Source organism: Vibrio cholerae ATCC 14035 (assembly GCF_000621645.1).
In the GTDB taxonomy this organism is placed as follows: domain Bacteria; phylum Pseudomonadota; class Gammaproteobacteria; order Enterobacterales; family Vibrionaceae; genus Vibrio; species Vibrio cholerae.
On the sequence record NZ_JHXR01000011.1, the window covers coordinates 1 to 20,827 of the forward strand.

The window sequence follows — 20,827 nt, forward strand, 5'->3', positions numbered from 1 at the left end:
TTTTTAAGAAAAAGTGAAATCAAAAACAGAATTTGCTTGGCGACCATAGCGTTTTGGACCCACCTGATTCCATCCCGAACTCAGAAGTGAAACGAAACAGCGTCGATGGTAGTGTGGGGTTTCCCCATGTGAGAGTAGAACATCGCCAGGCTTTTAATTTGGTCTAACCAGACAGCGGAGCGGTAGTTCAGTCGGTTAGAATACCGGCCTGTCACGCCGGGGGTCGCGGGTTCGAGTCCCGTCCGCTCCGCCACTTATTACGAAACCCAGTCTTAGGACTGGGTTTTTTGCTATCTGGAACTCATTGAACGCCAGATTTTAATCACCGCTTATCGCCTATCCCAGTACTCATCCTCTACGATGTTCAATCATCCCAAACTGTCCAACTGCCGATTCTCTGTTTAATAGATCTAGTTTATGCCTTGTTGCATAGCCACATCGAGCAATAAAAAAGCCGATGCTTTGGCATCGGCTCGGATAGTGTTATGTGATTGATTAACCGCGTAGTGCCGCTTTGGCGAGGAGCGCTTTTTTCTCTGAATCAGAGAGGAAGGCCAACTCTAAACCGTTGAGCTGAGCTTGGCGTATCTGCTCTTGGCTTAAGCCTGCTTGAGGTGCTGCGACTTCATATTCGTAAGGTAGTTCAATACCTTCTACAGCAGGGTCGTCGGTGTTAATGCAGGCTAAAATACCATGCTCTAAGAAACGCTTAAGAGGATGTGTGGCTAGGCTATCCACCGTGCTCGTCTGCAGGTTGGAAGTCAGGCATGATTCGATACCGATCCGGTGCTGGGCGAGATAGTCCATCAGTTTTGGATCATGGATGGCTTTGACGCCATGACCAATCCTTGTTGCGCCCAGATCTCTGATCGCTTGCCACATGCTTTCTGGCCCTGCCGCTTCACCTGCGTGAACGGTCACATGCAATCCTGCATCTCTGACTTGTTTAAAATGTTGGATAAAGCGGTCACCGGGTTGCCCCAATTCATCACCTGCGAGATCGACTGCCACAATGTGATTTTTCTGGCTTAGGATGGCGTCGAGCTCTTGTTGGCAAGCATCGGTACCAAAGGTGCGGCTCATAATGCCAATAAGGTTGGCTTGAATACCAAAATCACGCACACCAGCGCGGACTCCATCGACAACGGCTTCTACTACTCCTGTAACAGGTAAGCTGTGTTTCATGGCCATGTAATAAGGAGAAAAACGTAGCTCGGCATAGTCAATACGGGCGTTAAGCGCATCTTCGACGTTCTCGTAGGCAACACGACGGCAAGCATCAAGATCGCCTAGTACCGCTACGCCCCAGTCTAGTTTGGATAAGAAGGCAACCAGAGAGGGTTCTGCTTCGACAATTTGTACATAAGGGGTAAGAGTTTGTAACGTGTTTGCGGGTAGCTTAACGCCAAATTTTTGTCCTAATTCCAAAATGGTTTGGGTGCGGATATTTCCATCAAGATGACGGTGCAAATCCGTTAAAGGGAGTGATGAAGTTATCATTATTGTTGTCCTTATCAGTATTTGCCGTTAAGTATAAAAACCAATCCACGGGCTGTCAGCTAAGCAAAAGAAAGAAAAGGACTTATTTTGTTTAACTTTGCTTCATGTTAACCAGATCTGTTGGCCAATCCTGATAAGCCATTGGTTTACTGAATAAGAAGCCTTGCCCGCGTGGGCAACCGAGTTGATTCAGTAAATCCACCTGCTCTTGAGTCTCTATGCCTTCAGCGACCAGCTCGACTTTAAAACCGCGAGTCATGTTAACGATCGCGGCTACCACGCTGTTTTCAATATTGTATGCATTGAGTTGAGAGACAAATTCTCTATCAATTTTTAGGCAATCGAAGGGAAGTTTGTGTAAGTAGGCGAGAGAACTATAGCCTGTACCAAAATCATCGATTGCAATGTGTATTCTTGCTTTTTTCAACTCAAGCATATTGTGCAAGATAACGGGGTCATTATCGACAATGCGTGATTCGGTGATTTCGAGTGTCAGGTTGGTAGGCTGTAGGCCGGATTCGTCTAATACGCTGTGTAACTGAGCGATAAAATCGGGATGAGAGAGTTGATTAACCGATAGATTGACATGCATATGGAACGTCGATGGCCATTTATTTTCTGCAATACCACGAACGGTATCAGCACAGGCTTGACGTAAGATCTGCTCGCCAATCGCATTGATCAATCCGCTCTCTTCTGCAATCGGAATAAAATCCATTGGTGGGATCAAGCCGAATTCAGGGGAAATCCAACGAGCAAGCGCTTCTGCGCCTAATACTTCACCACTATTTAAATCGACTATCGGCTGATAGAAGGGAACGAACTCTTGATTATCGAGCGCCAGTTTTATCTGCGTGACCATGAGCATTCTTTTGCGTGAAGCATTCGCCATCTCTGGTGAGTAAAAACTGATATGCGTATGTTCTGCCTTTGCGTTACTGAGGGCGATGCTACCATTACGCAGCCAAACGGTCATATTCGGTTCTTCAAGGTACACAATTCCGATCGACACATTCACAGCAATATTGTCGCTTGGCATGCTAAATGGAGAGGCAAACAGCTTGAGAATATCGGTAGCCACACTTTTTAAATCATCTTGCTGATTCACATCGGGTAGGTAGATAGCAAATTCATCGCCACCAATCCGAGCAATCAGAGCGGGCTCGGGAAACGTTACTTTCAGTCTTTGAGCAATAGCAACCAGCAGTTGATCGGCCTGATGGTGACCTAAGCTGTCGTTAATATCGCGAAATTTATCAATCCCAATCAGGATAAGGCCCCCGTTGAGTTGCGGGATTTGATGACAATGCTCAACTAACCCCTCTCGGCTAAGAAGTTGGGTCAGAGAATCGTAGACCAACTGTGAGCGTAGCGCTTTGAATGAGGCTTTGAGGCTATTGGTCATCTCAATAAAGGCTTGGACAAGCAAACTGGTCTCATAGATTTTACCGGGCTTAGGCATGCTGGCTGTCCAGTCACCATTGGCAAGTTGTCTTGCTGCCGAGGCGGTAGAAATGATCGGGTTGGCGACGCGGTTTAATGCCATTAAGCCGAGCCCTAAACCCACTAAGCTCACTAATAATCCTATCGCCCAACTGGTTTTTTGATTTTCAGGTAAGCTGCCTAGGAGATCCCCTTCCGCGATGGAAACACTGATATACCAAGTGAGGCCATATTGATCGGTAAAGGCTGAGGCTTGATTGAAATAGCGCTGTTGATTGACGTAGGTAGTAAAAGTACCCACATTTAGGCCTTGCAGATCAAGTTGTTCGGCGCTGCTACGAATGATGGGGTTACGATTCTCGCTGGCGAACAGCCTTTCACCTTTCGGGCTTAACGGTGTCCCCCAAGAAACCACGCTACCCTCACCGGAATGGGCAATCAGGCGGTGCTGTTTGTCCATCACATAAACGTCAGCATTCATACGTTGTTTGAGTTCGGAGAGAAACTGGTTGAACGTATTGAGTTTGACATCAGAAACCATGACGCCAATAAATCTTTTATCCTGAAAAACCGGGCTGAGTGCGGAGAGAGTGATCTCTTGCTTCTCATCCATATTGGTATAAACCGAAGACCATTGTGGCGATGGCTTCTGCGCGACGGGGGCAAACCAAGGCCGCACGCGAGGATCGTAGTTATCAATCACCGTACGCAATTGATCATTCTTTGTCGCAGTTTGATAAATAACTAGTTTATCGTCAGTGCGTGCATCTTTGAGCATTAGGCTGTATTGCTCTGGTGCATCTCGACGCAGTCCTACATATTCACCATTCACTCCACCAAAACCGACCACGTCGATTTGCTGGATATTGTTACCTATGGGATTGGCTGCCGCACGAATGAAGTCTTCAATTCGACTTACGTCATTGAGCTGATAAAGATGGTGAAAGCCCACGTTGTAGGCAATCATCTGATTGGCAAAAAAAGGGCGATTAAGAAAGTCCGACAAGCGTTGTGAGATGCTATCAGTCAGATAAGATAACTTCTTAGAGCTGAGCTCTTTTACCGTTTGCTCATAACGATAGGTTTGCACCGCCGCCATTGCCAAAATCATGAACAGAAAGGTCAAGACAAACGGCAGTATGATGGCGGTTTTTAAGCGAATTTGGCGTTTTAAAGGCATACCCTTCTCTAATCTCACTTCCTGTGCAATAAAGTTGGGTAGGCCGTTAAGCTGACACTTAATATAACTCTTTGAGTTTACGTGTTAGCGTATTCCGTCCCCAGCCCAATACTTTGGCGGCTTCTTGTTTATGTCCATTGGTGTGGTGAAGTGCCGCTTCTAAAAGTATACGTTCAAATTCTGGGAGTGCGTAGGCAAGCAACTCGGTTTCACCGGAGGCCAGTGCAGATTTTGCCCATGTTTCTAACTGTTTCTGCCAACTTATATCATTATCAAAATGGCTGGCTTTCCTTTCTGATAATAATTCGGAAGGAAGATCACTTGGCAGCACTTCACTTCCACTTGCCATCACCGTGAGCCAGCGACACATGTTTTCGAGTTGGCGCACGTTACCCGGCCAATCGAGCTTGGTCAGAATATCCACGGTGCGCGGGTTGAGCGTTTTCATCTCCACTCCGAGCTCTTTGGCTGCCAGCGCTAAAAAGTGCTTAGTGAGCTTTTCAATATCTTGTCGACGTTCACGCAGTGACGGGATATGGATGCGAATAACGTTCAGACGATGGAATAAGTCTTCACGAAATTTGCCTTGATGAACCAGTTTTTCAAGATTTTGGTGAGTGGCTGCGACGATTCGCACATCGACTTTTATCGCGACATGACCGCCAACGCGATAAAACTGACCATCCGCCAACACGCGCAATAACCGAGTTTGAATATCGAGCGGCATATCGCCAATTTCATCAAGAAATAAAGTGCCGCCATTGGCTTGTTCGAAGCGACCTTGGCGCACGGTATTTGCACCAGTAAACGCGCCTTTTTCATGGCCAAACAGTTCAGATTCGATGAGATCTTTGGGAATCGCCGCCATATTGAGGGCAATAAACGGCTTTTGGGCACGAGGACTATGTCTATGCAGAGCATGAGCGACCAATTCTTTACCGGTTCCCGATTCACCGTTGATCAATACCGAAATCGAAGAGCGTGATAAGCGACCAATTGCGCGAAACACTTCTTGCATAGCCGGCGCTTCGCCAATGATTTCAGGGGCGGAATAGTTTTCACTGGGACGATGAGATGTCTTGCGCTGCTCTTGACCATGAGCGATGGCACGTTCGACTAAGGTGAGGGTTTCATCGACATCAAAAGGCTTGGGAAGATACTCAAAGGCACCTTGTTGGTAGGCATTGACGGCGGCATCCAGATCCGAATGCGCGGTCATAATGATCACCGGAAGTTCAGGGGTGCGTTGGTGTACTTGATTGAGCAGAGCAATGCCATCCATCCCTGGCATGCGAATATCTGAGACAAGAACGTCGGGGGTTTCACGCTCCAGTGCCAGCAGTACGCTTTCCGCATCTGCGAAGGTTTCGCATTTTATATGGGCTGAAGAGAGCGTTTTCTCCATTACCCAGCGAATGGAACTATCATCATCGACAACCCAGACGTATCCTCTACTCATAGACAATCCTTAACAGCAATTCAAAATTGGCAAATAAATGGTAAACACGGTGCGTCCTGGCCAGCTTTGCACCTCTATTTTTCCCTGATGTTGATCGATCAGGTTTTGTGAAATGGATAACCCCAAGCCAGTGCCTCCTTCGCGGCCACTCACCATGGGATAAAACAGCGTATCTTGCAGCTCAGGAGGGATGCCGGGGCCGTTATCGATAATCTCGATGCTGGCGACGAGCTTATGACGTTGACCATGGATATTGGCTTGATGCACTGTTCTGGTGCGCAAGGTGATCACGCCGTGCGTTTGGTTAGTCAAAATTTGCGCCGCATTACTGACAATGTTCAGTAAGGCTTGTTCGATTTGATCAGTGTCCATCAAAATATTCGGCAGACTTGGGTCATAATCGCGCTCAAAGACCAAATTCGCGCCCGCTTCTAGCTCGACCAACTGACGCACCTTCTCCAAAATCAGGTGAAGGTTTTCCCATTTTTTCTCCCCCGGACGTTGCGGGCCGAGTAAGCGATCAACCAATCCCCGCAAGCGATCTGCCTGTTCGATGATGATTTGGGTATATTCCATCAGGGCCGGATCGGGAAGCATACGCTCTAAGAGCTGGGCCGCACCTCTTAAACCACCCAAAGGATTTTTGATTTCATGAGCCAAGCCTCTGACCAATAACTTAGCCGCTTGTTGCTGAGCGTGTTGATTGAGTTCTTGGGTTAGCCGGCGTTGTTGACCAATCGTGCGCATTTCGGCCAGTAACAGCAGCTCTTTGTGCCAAGAAATCGGGCTGACGGTGACTTCGAGCATTAAGGGTTTGCTATCGATCACCAAGGTGACATCGCTGTCAGTAATGCTTTGTCCGCTCTGGAGTGGCTGCGTGAGCAGTTGTAAATCGAGAGAGGAGTGTTGCACTAAATGATTTAAGCTTTGATGCATCAAGCGTTTAGCACTTTGTGAAAACAGCTGTTCAGCGGCAGGGTTGGCGTAGCGAATCATCAGTGACTCGTCCAAAATGAGCACTGATGTGACCTGATTATTAATGATGGTTTGGCTTAATTCTGCACTCACACTCATTCTCGCTCGATGAACTTTAGGCTTGTTGGGTGATGCACAAAATTGGTGCATCGCCCAACAAGTATGGCGCAAGGGAGTGCAAACCAAAAGAGCAATCCCTTAGGCAATCGAGCTAATAGTCACATCTTGCGATTATTTCACTGTAGCTCGATGCAAATGCACCGTGATAATCGAGGAGGATGCAATAATCTTGCCGCTTTCAATCGCTTGAATGGTAAAGGTGTGAGTGCCGCGATCGACATTTTTTAATTCCCAAACTGATTGGGTGGTGGGGGCACCATACGGGCGGCCATCCATCATCAATTGCAATTGCTCACCGATTGAAAGTTTTCGATTGAGCTCAGAGCGAATGAAGAGATTGCCGCTATTATTGCGTACCGCATCGTCATGCTTAGGTGAGATTAAACTGATTTTTAGCGGCTCCAGAGTTTGAGGTGCGGGAGATGCTGTCGAATCGGTTAGCTCTGTTTCAGAGGCGGTAACATTGCTAAGCCCTGTTTCATCCTCCGTTTCTGTTGTGACCGGCTCCGTTGAGTCGAAACTTGGCGCAGGGGCTTGTGCTTCATAATCCGGTAACTGGATGGATTTTGCTTTGTCACTTTGTGGCGTGTCACTAAAGTGCAGGACCCCTTTTTCATCGACCCAAGTGTAGACGTTTTGTGCGGCGAGCTGAGGTACCCAAAGCATACTAATGAGTAGCCATAGCAGACGAGACGATGACATATATCACCCCAATGACCTTAATGATTCACTTTATGGATCATGAGCTTATGCTCATGGTTAACGTTGTAAGCGGCATGTTAAAACGAATACTCAAAGGACTGAATATGCAAAAGGCCCGCCTGCGAGGCGAGCCTTAATATTGATGTAACCTAAGTCATTTTTTACACAGACTGAGAATTACACAGAGTAGTACAGTTCAAACTCAAGTGGATGAACAGCAACGTTCACGCGCTCAACATCTTTGGTCTTCAGTGCGATGTAAGAATCAATGAAGTCATCTGAGAACACGCCACCGGCAGTGAGGAACTCACGGTCTGCATCCAGATACTGCAGAGCTTGTTGCAGTGATTCCGCTACTTTTGGAATCTCTGCCGCTTCTTCTGCTGGTAAGTCATACAGATCTTTGTCCATCGCTTCTCCTGGGTGGATCTTGTTCTTGATACCGTCAAGACCCGCCATCAGCATAGCTGCAAACGCCAAGTATGGGTTAGCTGCTGGATCTGGGAAGCGAACTTCAATACGACGTGCTTTCGGGCTTGGTACCACTGGGATACGGATAGATGCCGAACGGTTACGCGCAGAGTAAGCCAGCATTACTGGTGCTTCATAGTGAGGAACCAGACGCTTGTAGGAGTTGGTGGATGGGTTAGTGATCGCATTCAGCGCGCGAGCGTGCTTGATGATACCACCAATGTAGTACAGTGCGGTTTCAGATAGGCCGCCGTACTTATCACCCGCAAACAGGTTAACGCCGTCTTTCGCGAGAGATTGGTGAACGTGCATACCTGAGCCGTTATCGCCAACCAGTGGCTTAGGCATAAAGGTGGCTGTTTTACCAAAAGCGTGCGCAACGTTGTGTACAACGTACTTGTAGATTTGGATCTCGTCTGCTTTCGTGGTGAGCGTGTTAAAGCGAGTCGCGATTTCGTTCTGACCCGCAGTGGCTACTTCATGGTGGTGCGCTTCAACAACCAGACCCATTTCTTCCATGATCAAACACATCGCTGAGCGGATGTCTTGTGATGAGTCAACAGGAGCAACTGGGAAGTAACCGCCTTTTACGCCTGGACGGTGACCTTTGTTACCATCTTCGTATTCAGTACCTGTGTTCCATGCCGCTTCTACGTCGTCAATCTTGAAGAATGAACCAGACATGTTGGTGGCGAATTTCACATCGTCAAACAGGAAGAATTCTGGCTCTGGACCGACAAGAACTGTGTCTGCGATACCCGTAGAGCGCATATATTCTTCTGCACGTTTTGCGATAGAACGTGGGTCACGATCGTAACCTTGCATAGTCGCAGGTTCTAAGATGTCACAACGAATGTTCAGCGTAGCATCTTCAGTGAATGGGTCGAGCACAGCGGAAGATGGATCTGGCATCATCACCATGTCGGATTCGTTGATACCTTTCCAGCCAGCCACAGAAGAACCATCGAACATTTTACCGTCTTCGAAGAAGTCAGCATCAATTTGGTGAGCAGGGATAGAGATATGTTGTTCTTTACCCTTGGTGTCTGTGAAGCGTAGGTCAACAAACTTAACTTCGTTTTCTTGGATCAGCGATAAAACATTTTCTACTGACATCTTGGATAACCTCCGGTGTTAATAAGCGGTATGGGCTCGAGTCTTAAATAAAGTCGGCAAAGATTACTGCGTTGTACTATGGGTAACCGATGCTGAAATTAATAAAGCGAAAAGCGTGCCATGTTTATAAATCCAATATAATTCATGGTTTTGGTGCTGGAATGTTTGCTTTTTGATGAGCTTGTGCACCAAAAAGATCCTCAGTTGCACTATCATGGTGCGTATGCAGTTGCTCTGCACCATGTTTTACCAAAACGTTTGCTATTTCGCGCTCAATCACTGGGGATGTCAATGGCTGTTAAGCCGGAAAAGTCAGAGATAAGTAAAGATAGCGAGCGAAATGAAGAAAAAGTCGACGATTTCAGCGCGACAGATCACATATTTCTAGGTTTTCCGCTAAAATCTGGTACATTATTGGCCGTTTTTGAACCATGTTCGGCGACTGTTTTAAGCAGCCAGCCTCAATGAAAAAGTGAAGCAAACCCCGATGACCACTCCGCAAATTGAAAAATTAAGAAACATCGCGATTATCGCGCACGTTGACCACGGTAAGACGACCTTGGTTGACAAACTGCTCCAGCAATCCGGCACGTTAGAGTCTCGCGGTGATGTTGAAGAGCGAGTCATGGACTCGAACGACATTGAAAAAGAGCGTGGTATCACCATTTTGGCGAAAAACACCGCCATCAACTGGAATGATTACCGTATCAACATCGTAGACACCCCAGGACACGCGGACTTCGGTGGCGAAGTTGAGCGTATTATGTCGATGGTAGACTCAGTGCTGCTGATCGTTGACGCGGTAGATGGCCCGATGCCACAAACTCGCTTCGTAACCCAAAAAGCGTTTGCACACGGTTTGAAGCCAATCGTTGTGATTAACAAAATTGACCGTCCGGGCGCACGTCCTGATTGGGTTATGGATCAGGTATTTGACTTGTTCGACAACCTAGGTGCGACGGACGAACAGCTTGACTTCCAAGTGGTCTATGCTTCAGCGCTGAACGGTTGGGCAACTCTGGTTGAAGGCGAAACGGGCGAGAACATGGAACCGCTGTTCCAAGCCATCGTGGATAACGTTGCGGCGCCACAAGTTGACCTTGATGGTCCACTGCAAATGCAAATTTCTCAGCTCGATTACAGCTCTTACGTAGGTGTTATCGGTGTTGGCCGTATCAAACGCGGTAAAGTAAAACCAAACCAACAAGTGACCGTTATCGGTGCGGATGGTAAGAAGCGTAACGGCAAAATCGGTACGGTTCTGGGCTACCTTGGCCTGCAACGTTCTGAAACTGACCAAGCCACCGCTGGCGACATCGTTGCGGTAACTGGTCTGGGTGAGCTGAAAATCTCTGACACTATCTGTGATGTGAATGCTCTAGAAGCGCTGCCACCACTGAGCGTTGATGAGCCAACCGTAACCATGACCTTCCAAGTGAACACCTCTCCATTCGCGGGTAAAGAAGGTAAGTTCGTGACTTCACGTAATATCCTTGAGCGTCTGGAAAAAGAGCTGGTACACAACGTAGCACTGCGTGTTGAACAAACGGAAGATCCAGACAAATTCCGTGTTTCAGGCCGTGGTGAACTTCACCTATCGATCCTGATCGAAAACATGCGTCGTGAAGGCTTTGAGCTGGCAGTATCTCGTCCAGAAGTTATTCTGAAGCACGAAGACGGCCAACTGATGGAACCGTTTGAAACGGTCACCATCGACGTGCAAGAAGAGCACCAAGGCGGCATCATGGAGAAAATCGGCATGCGTAAAGGTGAGCTGAAAGACATGTCTCCAGATGGCAAAGGCCGTATCCGTATGGATTTTGTGATGCCTTCTCGTGGTTTGATCGGCTTCCAAACTGAATTCATGACTCTGACGTCAGGTTCAGGTCTGCTGTACCATTCATTTGACCACTACGGTCCACACAAAGGCGGCGTAATCGGTCAGCGTGTAAACGGTGTTCTGGTTTCTAACGGTACGGGTAAAGCGCTAACGAACGCGCTGTTCAACCTGCAAGAGCGTGGTCGTATGTTCATTGGTCACGGTGTTGAAGTTTACGAAGGTATGGTGATCGGTATTCACAGCCGTGATAACGACCTGACAGTAAACCCACTGAAAGGTAAGCAACTGACCAACGTTCGTGCTTCGGGTACTGATGATGCGCAGGTTCTAACGCCGCCAATCATTATGTCTCTTGAGCAAGCTCTGGAATTCATCGATGACGACGAACTGGTAGAAGTAACGCCAGTGAGCATTCGTATCCGTAAACGCTTCCTGACCGAAAACGATCGTAAGCGTGCTTCTCGTGATGCGAAGTAATCACTGACTTTCGTTTGGTAAGATAAGTCATCTAAGCCCTTAGCTGTCGCCAGTTAAGGGCTTTATTTTTACTGCGAGAGAATTGACTCTGGAGGAAAGGAATCGAATGTCGATTGTGATTATTTCTGGCGGCCCAGGTGCTGGAAAAACCACTTTGTTGAATGCGCTGGCAGAGCGTGGCTATGCCACCTATCCAGAAATACCTCGCCAATTGATTGAGCAAGAAAGCTTAAAACAGGATGGCATTTTGCCTTGGCATGATTTGCTCGCCTTTGCCGAACTTTGCTATGACGCCATGTTGGTGCAAAAGCAGTCTGCGCAAAGTGCGTCGATGGCGTTTTTGGATCGCGCGATTCCCGATATTTGTGCGTACTTATTGGGCGCAGAATTGGCGGTGCCTGCCAAATATTGGTCAGCGAGCTCGGGCTATCATCCACAAGTGTTGATGTGTCAACCCAGCGCCATCACTTATCAACAAGATGAAGTACGACCATACACGCTCGAAGAGGCTGTGCACATTCATCACGGGTTAGTGAAGGCTTACTCAGGGCTAGGTTATCAGTGTATTGATGTGCCAATGGCATCGATTGAGCAACGTGTGGCATTTGTGTTAACCGCCTTATCCGTGGCAGGATAACCGCAACCCACTGACAAGGATGAGCTATGAAATTGACTCACTCTTTTATTAAGCAGCAGGCTCGATTGGGGCTGAACTTTTTCCGTTACTTATTGGCACGGATGAACCATGATCGAGTCAATGTGAATGCCGGTTATCTGGCTTATATCACCTTACTGTCTATGGTACCCATGTTGACGGTCTTGCTGTCGATCCTCTCTTCCTTTGCTCTTTTTGCGAACGCTGGAGAAGTAATCCAAGATTTTGTGATCACCCATTTTGTGCCTGCGGCGGGCGAAGTGGTCAAAACCGCGTTAATCGAGTTTGTTGCCAATACGGGCAAGATGACTGCCGTAGGCGGCGCGTTTTTGTTTGTTGCCGCCATCATGCTGATTTCCAATATCGATAAAAATTTGAACTATATTTGGCGGGTTCAGCAGAAGCGTCGCGCGGTGTTTTCGTTTTCCATGTACTGGATGATCCTGACGCTGGGACCAATTTTAGTTGGAGCCAGTATTGCCGCGACTTCGTATATCACCTCGCTCAAGATTTTAGATAACGAAGCGCTTTCCGGAGTGTATAACCTGTTTTTACGCTGGTTGCCGTTTGTGCTCTCTTACTGTGCCTTCGTCGGTCTATATCTGCTGGTGCCGAATAAAAAAGTCCACTGGCAGCATGCAATGCTGGGGGCTTTGATTGCCGCCATCTTGTTTGAGTTAAGCAAAAAAGGCTTTGCCGCTTATATTACTCAGTTTCCTTCTTATCAGTTGATATACGGCGCTCTTGCTGCGATTCCCATCCTCTTTGTTTGGGTGTATTTATGTTGGTTAATTGTGTTGGTGGGTGCTGAGGTGACGGCTGCTTTGGGCGAGCGTGAACACTGGAGTGACTCACAAGACATGCTACACTTTGCACCATTACCAAAGAATGAAAAAGAATGAAGTAGAGGAAAAACAGAGTGATAGCACTGATCCAACGAGTAAGTGAAGCCGCAGTACGGGTTGATGGTGAAGTGGTCGGCGCAATTGATAAGGGACTTTTAGTGCTACTCGGTGTCGAACGTGAAGATGATGAAGCGAAAGCCAAGCGATTGGTTGAGCGAGTGACCAGCTATCGAGTGTTTGAAGATAGCGAAGGTAAGATGAATCTGAGCGTGAAAGATGTGGGTGGCAGTGTGTTAGTGGTGTCGCAATTTACGCTGCCAGCTGACACCAAAAAAGGGACTCGTGCTGGATTTTCGCGCGGCGCTGCCCCACAAGAGGCTGAGCGGTTATATGATTATTTCTCTGACCTGTGTGCCCAGATTTTGCCAACCGAGCGCGGCCGTTTTGCGGCGGATATGAAAGTGTCACTGATCAATGATGGGCCGGTGACGTTTTGGCTACAGGCTTAATTTGCCTCGTGTTACCAAATGAATAACCAAGCGTGTCTTGCGTAAGGTAAGGCACCTGTTCAGGGATTGAGTATGTTTAAACTTATTACGCCGACCACGGATAATCAGCTCAATAAGTACTTCCATTTTCGTTGGCAAATGTTGCGCGAGCCGTGGCGGATGCCGATCGGTTCTGAGCGTGATGAATACGATTCGATGAGTCACCACCGGATGATTGTCGACAGCCGTGGCTATCCGATGGCGATTGGTCGTCTCTACATTACCCCCGATTGTGAGGGGCAGATACGCTATATGGCGGTGAAAGCCAATCGCCGCTCTAAAGGTATGGGGTCTTTGATTTTGGTCGCTTTGGAGTCCTTAGCGCGCCAAGAAGGCGCCAAGCGTTTAGTGTGTAATGCCCGTGAAGATGCGATTCCGTTTTATGCTAAAAATGGTTTTGAGCGTCGGGGGGAATTAACCGATGAACGTGGCCCGGTGCGCCATCAACAAATGGTGAAAACCCTCGACCCGATGGCCAATGTGCTGCGTAAGCCGGAGTGGTGTACGGAACTGCAAGATCGCTGGGGCAAGCATATTCCGATCAGCGATAAGATGGGGATCAAGATCCAGCAATACACGGGCTACCAATTCCAGTGCTGCGCGCAGCTTAATCCGAATCTCAACCCACATAACACTTTATTTGCTGGTTCGGCGTTTACCCTCGCCACCTTGACTGGTTGGGGAATGGCGTGGCTATTAATGCGTGAGCGCGATCTGCAGGGGGATATTGTGTTGGTGGATAGTCATATTCGTTATCGCCACCCTGTAGTGCAAAATCCGGTGGCATCGACGTCGCTTGATGGGATCAGTGGCGATTTAGATCGCTTAGAGTCAGGGCGCAAAGCACGTATTGTCGTACGGGTTATCATCTCCAGCGGAGAGGTTGAAGCGATTGAGTTTATTGGGACCTATATGCTAATCCCGAACTACAAAGCGTTGGTGGCGCAAAAATCGTCATAGCTTCACCGAGTTCATCGCTTCCAGTGCAAGTTCGCAGCGCATTATGGCGCGCTGCGACAATCTTGACTGACTAATTCCGCTTGTTGGAAATCCCAGCTTAACCCTAAACACTGATCGGCCCACGCTTGTTGGATCGTCAATTGCCATTGGCCTTGCTCTGGTTCTAATAGGTCGGTACTTCCCCCTAACTGAGCGTTTAAATTTGGCCCTCTAAGCGGCGTTGGTGTGATGGTTATGCGTCCTCTGTCAGCGCTTACCGCGAGATCGTCTAGCTCGAAAGGCTGGATGATCAGCGTGTTATCACTGCGCAGTGAGAGTAAGCCTTGACGCAGATTCAGTTGTAGTTGGCCATCAAGCGAATGCGCCAGCATGGTGCGATCTCCCGCTATGCCTTGCGCGGTCAAGCTAATGTCGGCCAGCGCTTCCAAACCAAACGGCAGCTTGAACCAAGATTGTAGCGGACCTATCGGCAGAGAGTCGGCATCAAGAGAGAGCTGCCACGGGGCGCTGAGCGAGGTTAAGTCCCATTTTGCATGTGCTTCAACATAGCCTCGCTCAAGCGGCAGAAAGGCGCGGGTAAGCTGCCATACGCCTTGCTCACTGCGCATATTGAGCACACCTTGTGTACTCAGAACGCCTGCATAGCTGGCGCTGTTGGCGGTCACTGAGAGTTGGCCTTGCCAAAAGCCCCATTGACTCTCTTTCACCCATTGCAGATTTTTTCCATCGGCATTCAGCCCCGAGGCTTGCCAAAATGGCCGATTAACGGTTTGAATCATCTGTAGGTTATTGATATCCAAATGCTCAATTTGCAAGTTTTGCCAAGCGGGGAGTGGTTGGGAGAAAGGTAAGAGATCTTGCGGCTGTTCAGCAATCCATTTCACCCCAGTGATGGTTAATTGGGCAAGGTTGAGGCTCGTTTCCGTGATATGGCCTTTGACCTGTACATCGCCTTGCCAAACTTGGCTATGCCCATCAAGCTCTATTCCTTGCGGGGTAAGGGTCAGTTCAGCACTCGGTTCGACCCATTGGGTTGCAAGCCACTGCGCTGAATCCGCATTCAAGGAGAGGTAAGCTTGCTGCTGTTGCCAGAGACTGTGCCGCAAATCGTAGTCTTCCACAGAGAGATTGAGGTTCTCCCACGCCACACCGTTGAGAGTGAGTTGGCTATTGAGCAGATCTAAACTGTTGATGTGATAAATACTGGGCGCAATTGTTTGCCACAACGAGTGGTGACGCCACTCATCGAGATTGAGGTTAAGACGACTGAGAGTCACATTGATCAGCGACCAGCCTTGTGGATACTGTTCCGCTTGTCCTGAAATGGGGCTATTGCGCCAGTTGAACGAAAACCCGTACACGGTACTGTCTTGGGCTTGGTAATTGGCATCAACCAGCACTTGATTAAATGCTTCACCATCGATAGTGATTTGGTCGGCCGCGAGCTGAATTTTTCCGTACGGTAACTGCTGTTGGGGTGAGTCCCAAACTGGCTGCTTGATCTGTAAGCTGACGCCACGCGCGATAATCCCTTGGTCAGCCCAGTCAATATTGTGCAGCGCCAGTTGGTTGAGATGGACAGATTCCGGCAAGGTAAAATTGGGTAAACCGTGGGCGAGGTTAGCGCCATCAATTAATACGCTATCGATTTCGAGTTGTTGTTCAAGCAAGCCATAAGGATTCAGCCACAAATCCATTTGCTGTAATTCAATGGTGGGTTCGCTGGCGATTTGCACCCCGCTCAAGCGCAGTTTAAACGGATAAAGGTATTCGATTTTGGCAAAGCGCAGCGTTTCCGGCCACAACTGCTGCACAATCCATTGTGCGGAGGGCGTGAAGTAGCGAGTATGCATAATGCCAAATCCCGCTAAGACTAAAATCAGTAGTAGTGCGATGCCTGCGACACCAATCGCCAGTATTTTTCTCATAGTCCCTGCGTTGCTATCATCAAAATTTTGCCAGCACAGAAGATACGGAGTGGCTGGCAGCCTGAGTTGTTAAATTGTACCGTATTCTCATCCTCAGCTTGGAGTAAAGCATGAGAGACAGCAACAAAAAAAGCCCCTCGAAAGAGGGGCTTGCTACTCAGTTATCACTTTTCGGTCAATTTGCCTTTAGTCGAGCTTTGGGCCCGCGGCAACCAGTGCTTTACCTTCGGCGTTATCTGTGTACTTGTCGAAGTTGTTGATGAAGCGCGTTGCCAAGTCTTTGGCTTTGCTTTCCCACTGCAGTGGGTCAACATAAGTATCACGTGGGTCGAGGATCATAGGATCGACGCCGGGCAGTGCGGTGGGCACTTGCAGATTAAAGATTGGGATATGTTTGGTTTCCGCTTTTTCGATCGAACCATCCAAAATCGCATCGATAATACCGCGCGTATCTTTAATTGAGATGCGCTTACCGCTGCCGTTCCAACCTGTGTTAACCAGATAGGCTTCGGCGCCCGCTGCTTCCATACGTTTTACCAGCACTTCTGCATACTGAGTTGGGTGCAGAGTGAGGAACGCTGCGCCAAAACAGGCGGAGAAGGTTGGGGTAGGTTCAGTAATGCCACGCTCAGTACCTGCCAGTTTAGCCGTAAAGCCAGACAAGAAGTGGTACTTGGTTTGCTCTGGCGTCAGTTTTGAAACTGGAGGCAATACGCCAAACGCATCGGCAGACAGGAAGATCACCTTAGTCGCATGACCGCCTTTGGAAACTGGTTTTACGATGTTGTCGATGTGATAAATAGGGTAAGAAACACGGGTGTTCTCGGTTTTTGAACCATCATCAAAATCAATCGAACCATCACTACGAACCGTGACGTTTTCCAGTAGAGCATCACGGCGGATCGCGTTATAGATATCCGGCTCTGCTTCTTTAGACAGCTTGATGGTTTTCGCGTAGCAGCCGCCTTCAAAGTTGAACACGCCATCATCATCCCAGCCGTGCTCATCGTCACCAATTAACGCACGTTTTGGATCGGTGGATAGGGTGGTTTTACCCGTACCAGAAAGACCGAAGAAGATGGCGACATCGCCCGCTTTACCCATGTTGGCAGAGCAGTGCATAGAGGCAATGCCTTGTAGCGGCAGGAAGTAGTTCATCATCGCGAACATACCTTTTTTCATCTCACCGCCGTACCAAGTACCGCCGATGAGCTGCATGCGCTCGGTCAGGTTAAACACAGTGAAGTTTTCTGAGTTCAGACCGTGCTCTTTCCACTTCGCATTGGTACATTTTGCGCCGTTCATTACGACAAAGTCTGGTTTAAAGTGTGCCAGCTCTTCTTCGCTTGGACGAATGAACATGTTTTTCACAAAGTGTGCTTGCCATGCTACTTCGGTGATGAAGCGAACACTTAAGCGAGTATCGGCGTTGGCACCACAGTAGCCATCGAGCACAAATACGCGTTTACCAGAAAGCTGCTTGGTCACCAAGGCTTTCAGGTCATTCCACACTTCTTGATTGATCGGTTTGTTGTCGTTTTTCGCTTTGTCTGACGTCCACCACAGCGTATCGCGAGTGGTATCATCTTTAACGATAAACTTATCTTTTGGTGAGCGGCCAGTGAAGATGCCAGTATCAACCGCAACAGCACCCAATTCAGTCACCACACCACGTTCATAACCTTCGAGATCTGAACGGGTTTCTTCGGCAAATAACATTTCATAGCTCGGGTTACGAACCAGTTCAGTTACGCCGGTGATCCCATATTGGGCTAGGTCGATTTGTGCAGCCTTAGTATGTTCCATAACGGTCATAGGTGCTCCTTGTAGGATTTTGTAGGGATTTTGTAAGATTTTATGTAATTGTTATCTATAGACCATGCTAGCAACGGACCAGAGATAAAACAGGGAGGCAGCTCAAATATTGCCCACCAAGTTTCTGTGGTTTTAGGTAACTCGTCACATATATTGGCATCGATATTTTATCGCGTGCGCAAACCTTTGCGCCAGTAGCACAAGATTAATACTTTACAGAAATTAAGTACGGCGTACTGTTGTTAGGTTCTTTGATTTTATTGATTTTTTAGCATGAAAAAGCCAGCGATAAGCTGGCTTTTGGGCGGTTTTTACGTGCTTGTTAAACGTAGCGAATTAATGCAAGGTTGAACCGTTCGCCGATGAGGGGGCATACAATTCAGCGACTTGCGCAGAGTCAAACGAGTAGGTCGTACCGCAATAATCACAATGCAGAGCGACGGCACCATCTTGAGCAAGAATATCGTTAATCTCTTCACGTGCGACGGTCACAATCGCGGCAGCACTGCGTTCACGTGAGCAGCCACAACGGAAGCTGATCTGTTGTGGTGTGAACAGTTGCACCGTCTCTTGGTTGTAAAGACGATACAGCAACTCTTCTGCTGGCAGCGCAAAAAGCTCTTCATCCTTGATGGTGTTAGTTAATTGTTCTAGATGCTCGAAATCTTCAGCTGAACCTTTACCATCGGGTACGATTTGCAGCAACATGCCTGCGGCACAAGCTTTCCCATCGTGTTTGCCAACACGTATCCATAAACGGGTCTTAAGCTGCTCCGAACGTTCAAAATAACCTTCCAACACTTGTGCTAAGGTGTCGCCTTCCAAACCGACCACACCTTGATAGCGCTCGCCTTGCTTAGGTTCAATGGTGATGACCAGATGACCTTTGCCAAGCATGTCATGTAGGCTTGCATCATCCGCAATATCACCTTTCCAGCGAGCCACGCCACGCACTTGTTGGTTGTTATCGCCGTTGATGACCACGAGAGAGACCGGTCCATTACCTTGCAGTTGCAGGGTGATTGAGCCTTCAAACTTCAGCGTCGCTGTCAGCAGTGAGGTGGCGACCAGTAGTTCACCGATGAGGTGTTGTACGGCGGCAGGGTATTCCTGACTGGAAATCATCTGTTGGTAAGTGTCGTCCAGTTGAACCAACTCACCACGTACAGAAAGGTCTTTAAATAGATAGCGATGTAGCATGTTGTTCGCCATTGATTGTGTCGTCATAAGGAATAATCCGGCTATTTACTGATGGATGAATTTGAGTAGATCTCGGCGCTGTTTCTTGTCAGGACGTCGATCCGGACTCGGGTTGAGTTGGCGCATCATGGCATTGCGTTCACGTTTGGTGATGCTTTTGGCCGTTTCGCGATAGAGCTGTTGTGCTTCAGGTGCCCCACGGCGTTGGTCTGAGATCTTTTCAATAATGATCGTTTTCTCATCATGACCTTGACGCAATGTGATTTGCGCTCCAATTTCAACCGATTTGCTGGGTTTGGCGCGCTGGCCATTATAGTGGACTTTGCCCCCTTCGACCATATTTCGCGCGAGCGAGCGTGTTTTGTAAAATCTTGCTGCCCACAGCCATTTATCCAGTCTCACCTCTTCTGCGCTGGAACTCATTGCCACATTGCCTCTCTAAGCTTATTACATTTGACTATTATTCATGCTTAACAATGGTGTTTGCAGGGCTGTTTTTCAAGCAAGTCGACAATTTAACGTTTGAGACACTTCGCTCCACTATGCTTGTGTTATATTGCGATGCCTGCATAAAGTATTGAAAAACATCTGTACAAACAGATTTGCGCAATATGAAGCGTAAAAAGTACAGAAAGGAATAACGTGGAAATTTATGGAATTTAAACAACTTCCTCCGTTGGCAGCGTGGCCGCGTTTATTGAGCCAGAATACGCTGCGGTGGCAAAAGCCGATCAGCGAAGGATTAACGCTACTGTTATTAGTTGCTTCGGCGTGGACGCTGGGCAAGATGGTGTGGGTCGTCTCGGCTGAACAAACACCAGTGCCGACTTGGAGCCCCACGTTATCAGGGCTTAAGGCCGAACGTCAGCCACTCGATATCAGCGTATTGCAAAAAGGTGAGCTGTTTGGTGTGTTTACTGAGCCGAAAGAAGCTCCGGTTGTGGAGCAACCTGTGGTGGTGGATGCTCCGAAAACGCGCTTGAGCCTTGTGCTGTCTGGTGTGGTGGCGAGTAATGATGCGCAAAAAAGTTTGGCTGTTATCGCCAATCGTGGTGTGCAAGCGACGTATGGCATTAATGAAGTGATTGAAGGGACTCAGGCCAAGCTAAAAGCCGTGATGCCGGATCGGGTCATCATCAGCAACTCCGGGCGTGATGAAACCTTGATGCTTGAAGGGTTAGACTACACCGCGCCTGCGACGGCTTCGGTATCCAACCCTCCGCGTCCACGACCCAATCAACCTAATGCTGTGCCGCAGTTTGAGGATAAAGTGGATGCAATTCGTGAAGCAATCGCACGAAATCCGCAGGAAATTTTTCAATATGTGCGCCTATCTCAGGTAAAACGCGATGACAAAGTACTCGGCTATCGCGTCAGTCCCGGTAAAGATCCGGTACTGTTTGAATCAATAGGTTTACAAGATGGCGATATGGCAGTGGCACTGAATGGCCTAGATCTGACCGATCCTAATGTAATGAACACGCTATTTCAGTCGATGAATGAGATGACTGAAATGAGTCTGACCGTTGAGCGTGATGGTCAACAACATGATGTATATATTCAATTTTAACGCTAAGGCGAGTAACGACGCCT

The 20,827-nt window shown here is 48.2% G+C and carries 17 protein-coding genes, 1 tRNA gene and 1 rRNA gene; 9 read left to right on the top strand and 10 right to left on the bottom strand.

The window, feature by feature from the left end; all coding sequences use genetic code 11:
- The first annotated feature begins 35 nt into the window (after nt 1-35).
- Both rrf and T411_RS0107755 read left to right on the top strand, forming a co-directional pair.
- A 5S ribosomal RNA gene (gene rrf / locus T411_RS0107750) occupies nt 36-151 on the top strand.
- 25 nt (nt 152-176) lie between these two features.
- A tRNA-Asp gene (locus tag T411_RS0107755) sits at nt 177-253 on the top strand.
- Nucleotides 254-495: 242 nt separating this feature from the next.
- On the opposite strand, the gene add is transcribed toward T411_RS0107755, so the two are convergent.
- The 6 genes from add to glnA all read right to left on the bottom strand — a co-directional run bounded on the left by add (nt 496) and on the right by glnA (nt 8,966).
- The gene (gene add / locus T411_RS0107760; RefSeq protein ID WP_000633281.1) at nt 496-1,500 is read right to left on the bottom strand and encodes an adenosine deaminase; all 1,005 of its coding nucleotides are present in this window, start codon (nt 1,498-1,500) and stop codon (nt 496-498) included.
- A gap of 91 nt (nt 1,501-1,591) precedes the next feature.
- Nucleotides 1,592-4,123: a phosphodiesterase GepA gene (gene gepA, locus T411_RS0107765; RefSeq protein WP_001128660.1), complete on the bottom strand. Its 2,532-nt coding sequence runs from the start codon at nt 4,121-4,123 to the stop codon at nt 1,592-1,594.
- A gap of 58 nt (nt 4,124-4,181) precedes the next feature.
- Nucleotides 4,182-5,582, bottom strand: a complete 1,401-nt coding sequence (gene glnG, locus T411_RS0107770) for a nitrogen regulation protein NR(I) (protein ID WP_000086389.1) — start codon at nt 5,580-5,582, stop codon at nt 4,182-4,184.
- A gap of 9 nt (nt 5,583-5,591) precedes the next feature.
- Nucleotides 5,592-6,650 carry a nitrogen regulation protein NR(II) gene (gene glnL, locus T411_RS0107775; protein WP_001918943.1) on the bottom strand — a complete coding sequence of 353 codons (1,059 nt, stop codon included), beginning with the start codon at nt 6,648-6,650 and terminating at the stop codon, nt 5,592-5,594.
- Nucleotides 6,651-6,788: 138 nt separating this feature from the next.
- The gene (locus T411_RS0107780; RefSeq protein WP_002034627.1) at nt 6,789-7,379 is read right to left on the bottom strand and encodes a DUF4124 domain-containing protein; all 591 of its coding nucleotides are present in this window, start codon (nt 7,377-7,379) and stop codon (nt 6,789-6,791) included.
- Nucleotides 7,380-7,556: 177 nt separating this feature from the next.
- Nucleotides 7,557-8,966 carry a glutamate--ammonia ligase gene (gene glnA / locus T411_RS0107790; protein WP_000110151.1) on the bottom strand — a complete coding sequence of 470 codons (1,410 nt, stop codon included), beginning with the start codon at nt 8,964-8,966 and terminating at the stop codon, nt 7,557-7,559.
- 144 nt (nt 8,967-9,110) lie between these two features.
- Between glnA and T411_RS0107795 the strand changes: the two genes are divergently transcribed.
- The 6 genes from T411_RS0107795 (at nt 9,111) to T411_RS0107820 (ending at nt 14,291) form a co-directional block, all read left to right on the top strand.
- Complete coding sequence (locus tag T411_RS0107795) at nt 9,111-9,434, top strand: hypothetical protein (protein WP_000244705.1); 324 nt, start codon at nt 9,111-9,113, stop codon at nt 9,432-9,434.
- Nucleotides 9,435-9,453: 19 nt separating this feature from the next.
- The gene (typA, locus tag T411_RS0107800; protein WP_000211151.1) at nt 9,454-11,283 is read left to right on the top strand and encodes a translational GTPase TypA; all 1,830 of its coding nucleotides are present in this window, start codon (nt 9,454-9,456) and stop codon (nt 11,281-11,283) included.
- A gap of 106 nt (nt 11,284-11,389) precedes the next feature.
- Entirely contained in the window at nt 11,390-11,920 is a 531-nt protein-coding gene (locus T411_RS0107805) for an AAA family ATPase (protein ID WP_000029298.1), read from the top strand.
- A gap of 26 nt (nt 11,921-11,946) precedes the next feature.
- Nucleotides 11,947-12,840: a virulence factor BrkB family protein gene (locus tag T411_RS0107810; RefSeq protein WP_001884068.1), complete on the top strand. Its 894-nt coding sequence runs from the start codon at nt 11,947-11,949 to the stop codon at nt 12,838-12,840.
- Nucleotides 12,841-12,857: 17 nt separating this feature from the next.
- Nucleotides 12,858-13,292: a D-aminoacyl-tRNA deacylase gene (gene dtd / locus T411_RS0107815; RefSeq protein WP_000560961.1), complete on the top strand. Its 435-nt coding sequence runs from the start codon at nt 12,858-12,860 to the stop codon at nt 13,290-13,292.
- A 72-nt stretch (nt 13,293-13,364) separates the two neighbouring features.
- Nucleotides 13,365-14,291: a bifunctional GNAT family N-acetyltransferase/hotdog fold thioesterase gene (locus tag T411_RS0107820; RefSeq protein ID WP_000475471.1), complete on the top strand. Its 927-nt coding sequence runs from the start codon at nt 13,365-13,367 to the stop codon at nt 14,289-14,291.
- A 41-nt stretch (nt 14,292-14,332) separates the two neighbouring features.
- Here T411_RS0107820 and T411_RS0107825 read toward each other — a convergent pair whose 3' ends face one another.
- The 4 genes from T411_RS0107825 to hslR form a co-directional block, all read right to left on the bottom strand.
- Complete coding sequence (locus T411_RS0107825) at nt 14,333-16,219, bottom strand: AsmA family protein (protein ID WP_001226513.1); 1,887 nt, start codon at nt 16,217-16,219, stop codon at nt 14,333-14,335.
- A gap of 186 nt (nt 16,220-16,405) precedes the next feature.
- On the bottom strand, nt 16,406-18,034 hold the full coding sequence (gene pckA / locus T411_RS0107830; protein ID WP_000217613.1) for a phosphoenolpyruvate carboxykinase (ATP): 1,629 nt from the start codon (nt 18,032-18,034) through the stop codon (nt 16,406-16,408).
- A gap of 336 nt (nt 18,035-18,370) precedes the next feature.
- A complete protein-coding gene (gene hslO, locus T411_RS0107835; protein WP_001911276.1) occupies nt 18,371-19,246 on the bottom strand; it encodes an Hsp33 family molecular chaperone HslO in 876 nt (291 codons plus the stop codon).
- Between the two features lie 33 nt (nt 19,247-19,279).
- A complete protein-coding gene (gene hslR, locus T411_RS0107840; RefSeq protein ID WP_000098850.1) occupies nt 19,280-19,657 on the bottom strand; it encodes a ribosome-associated heat shock protein Hsp15 in 378 nt (125 codons plus the stop codon).
- Between the two features lie 229 nt (nt 19,658-19,886).
- Here hslR and gspC point away from each other — a divergent pair, with 229 nt between their 5' ends.
- Nucleotides 19,887-20,804 carry a type II secretion system protein GspC gene (gene gspC, locus T411_RS0107845; protein WP_000394676.1) on the top strand — a complete coding sequence of 306 codons (918 nt, stop codon included), beginning with the start codon at nt 19,887-19,889 and terminating at the stop codon, nt 20,802-20,804.
- The last annotated feature ends 23 nt before the right edge of the window (nt 20,805-20,827 follow it).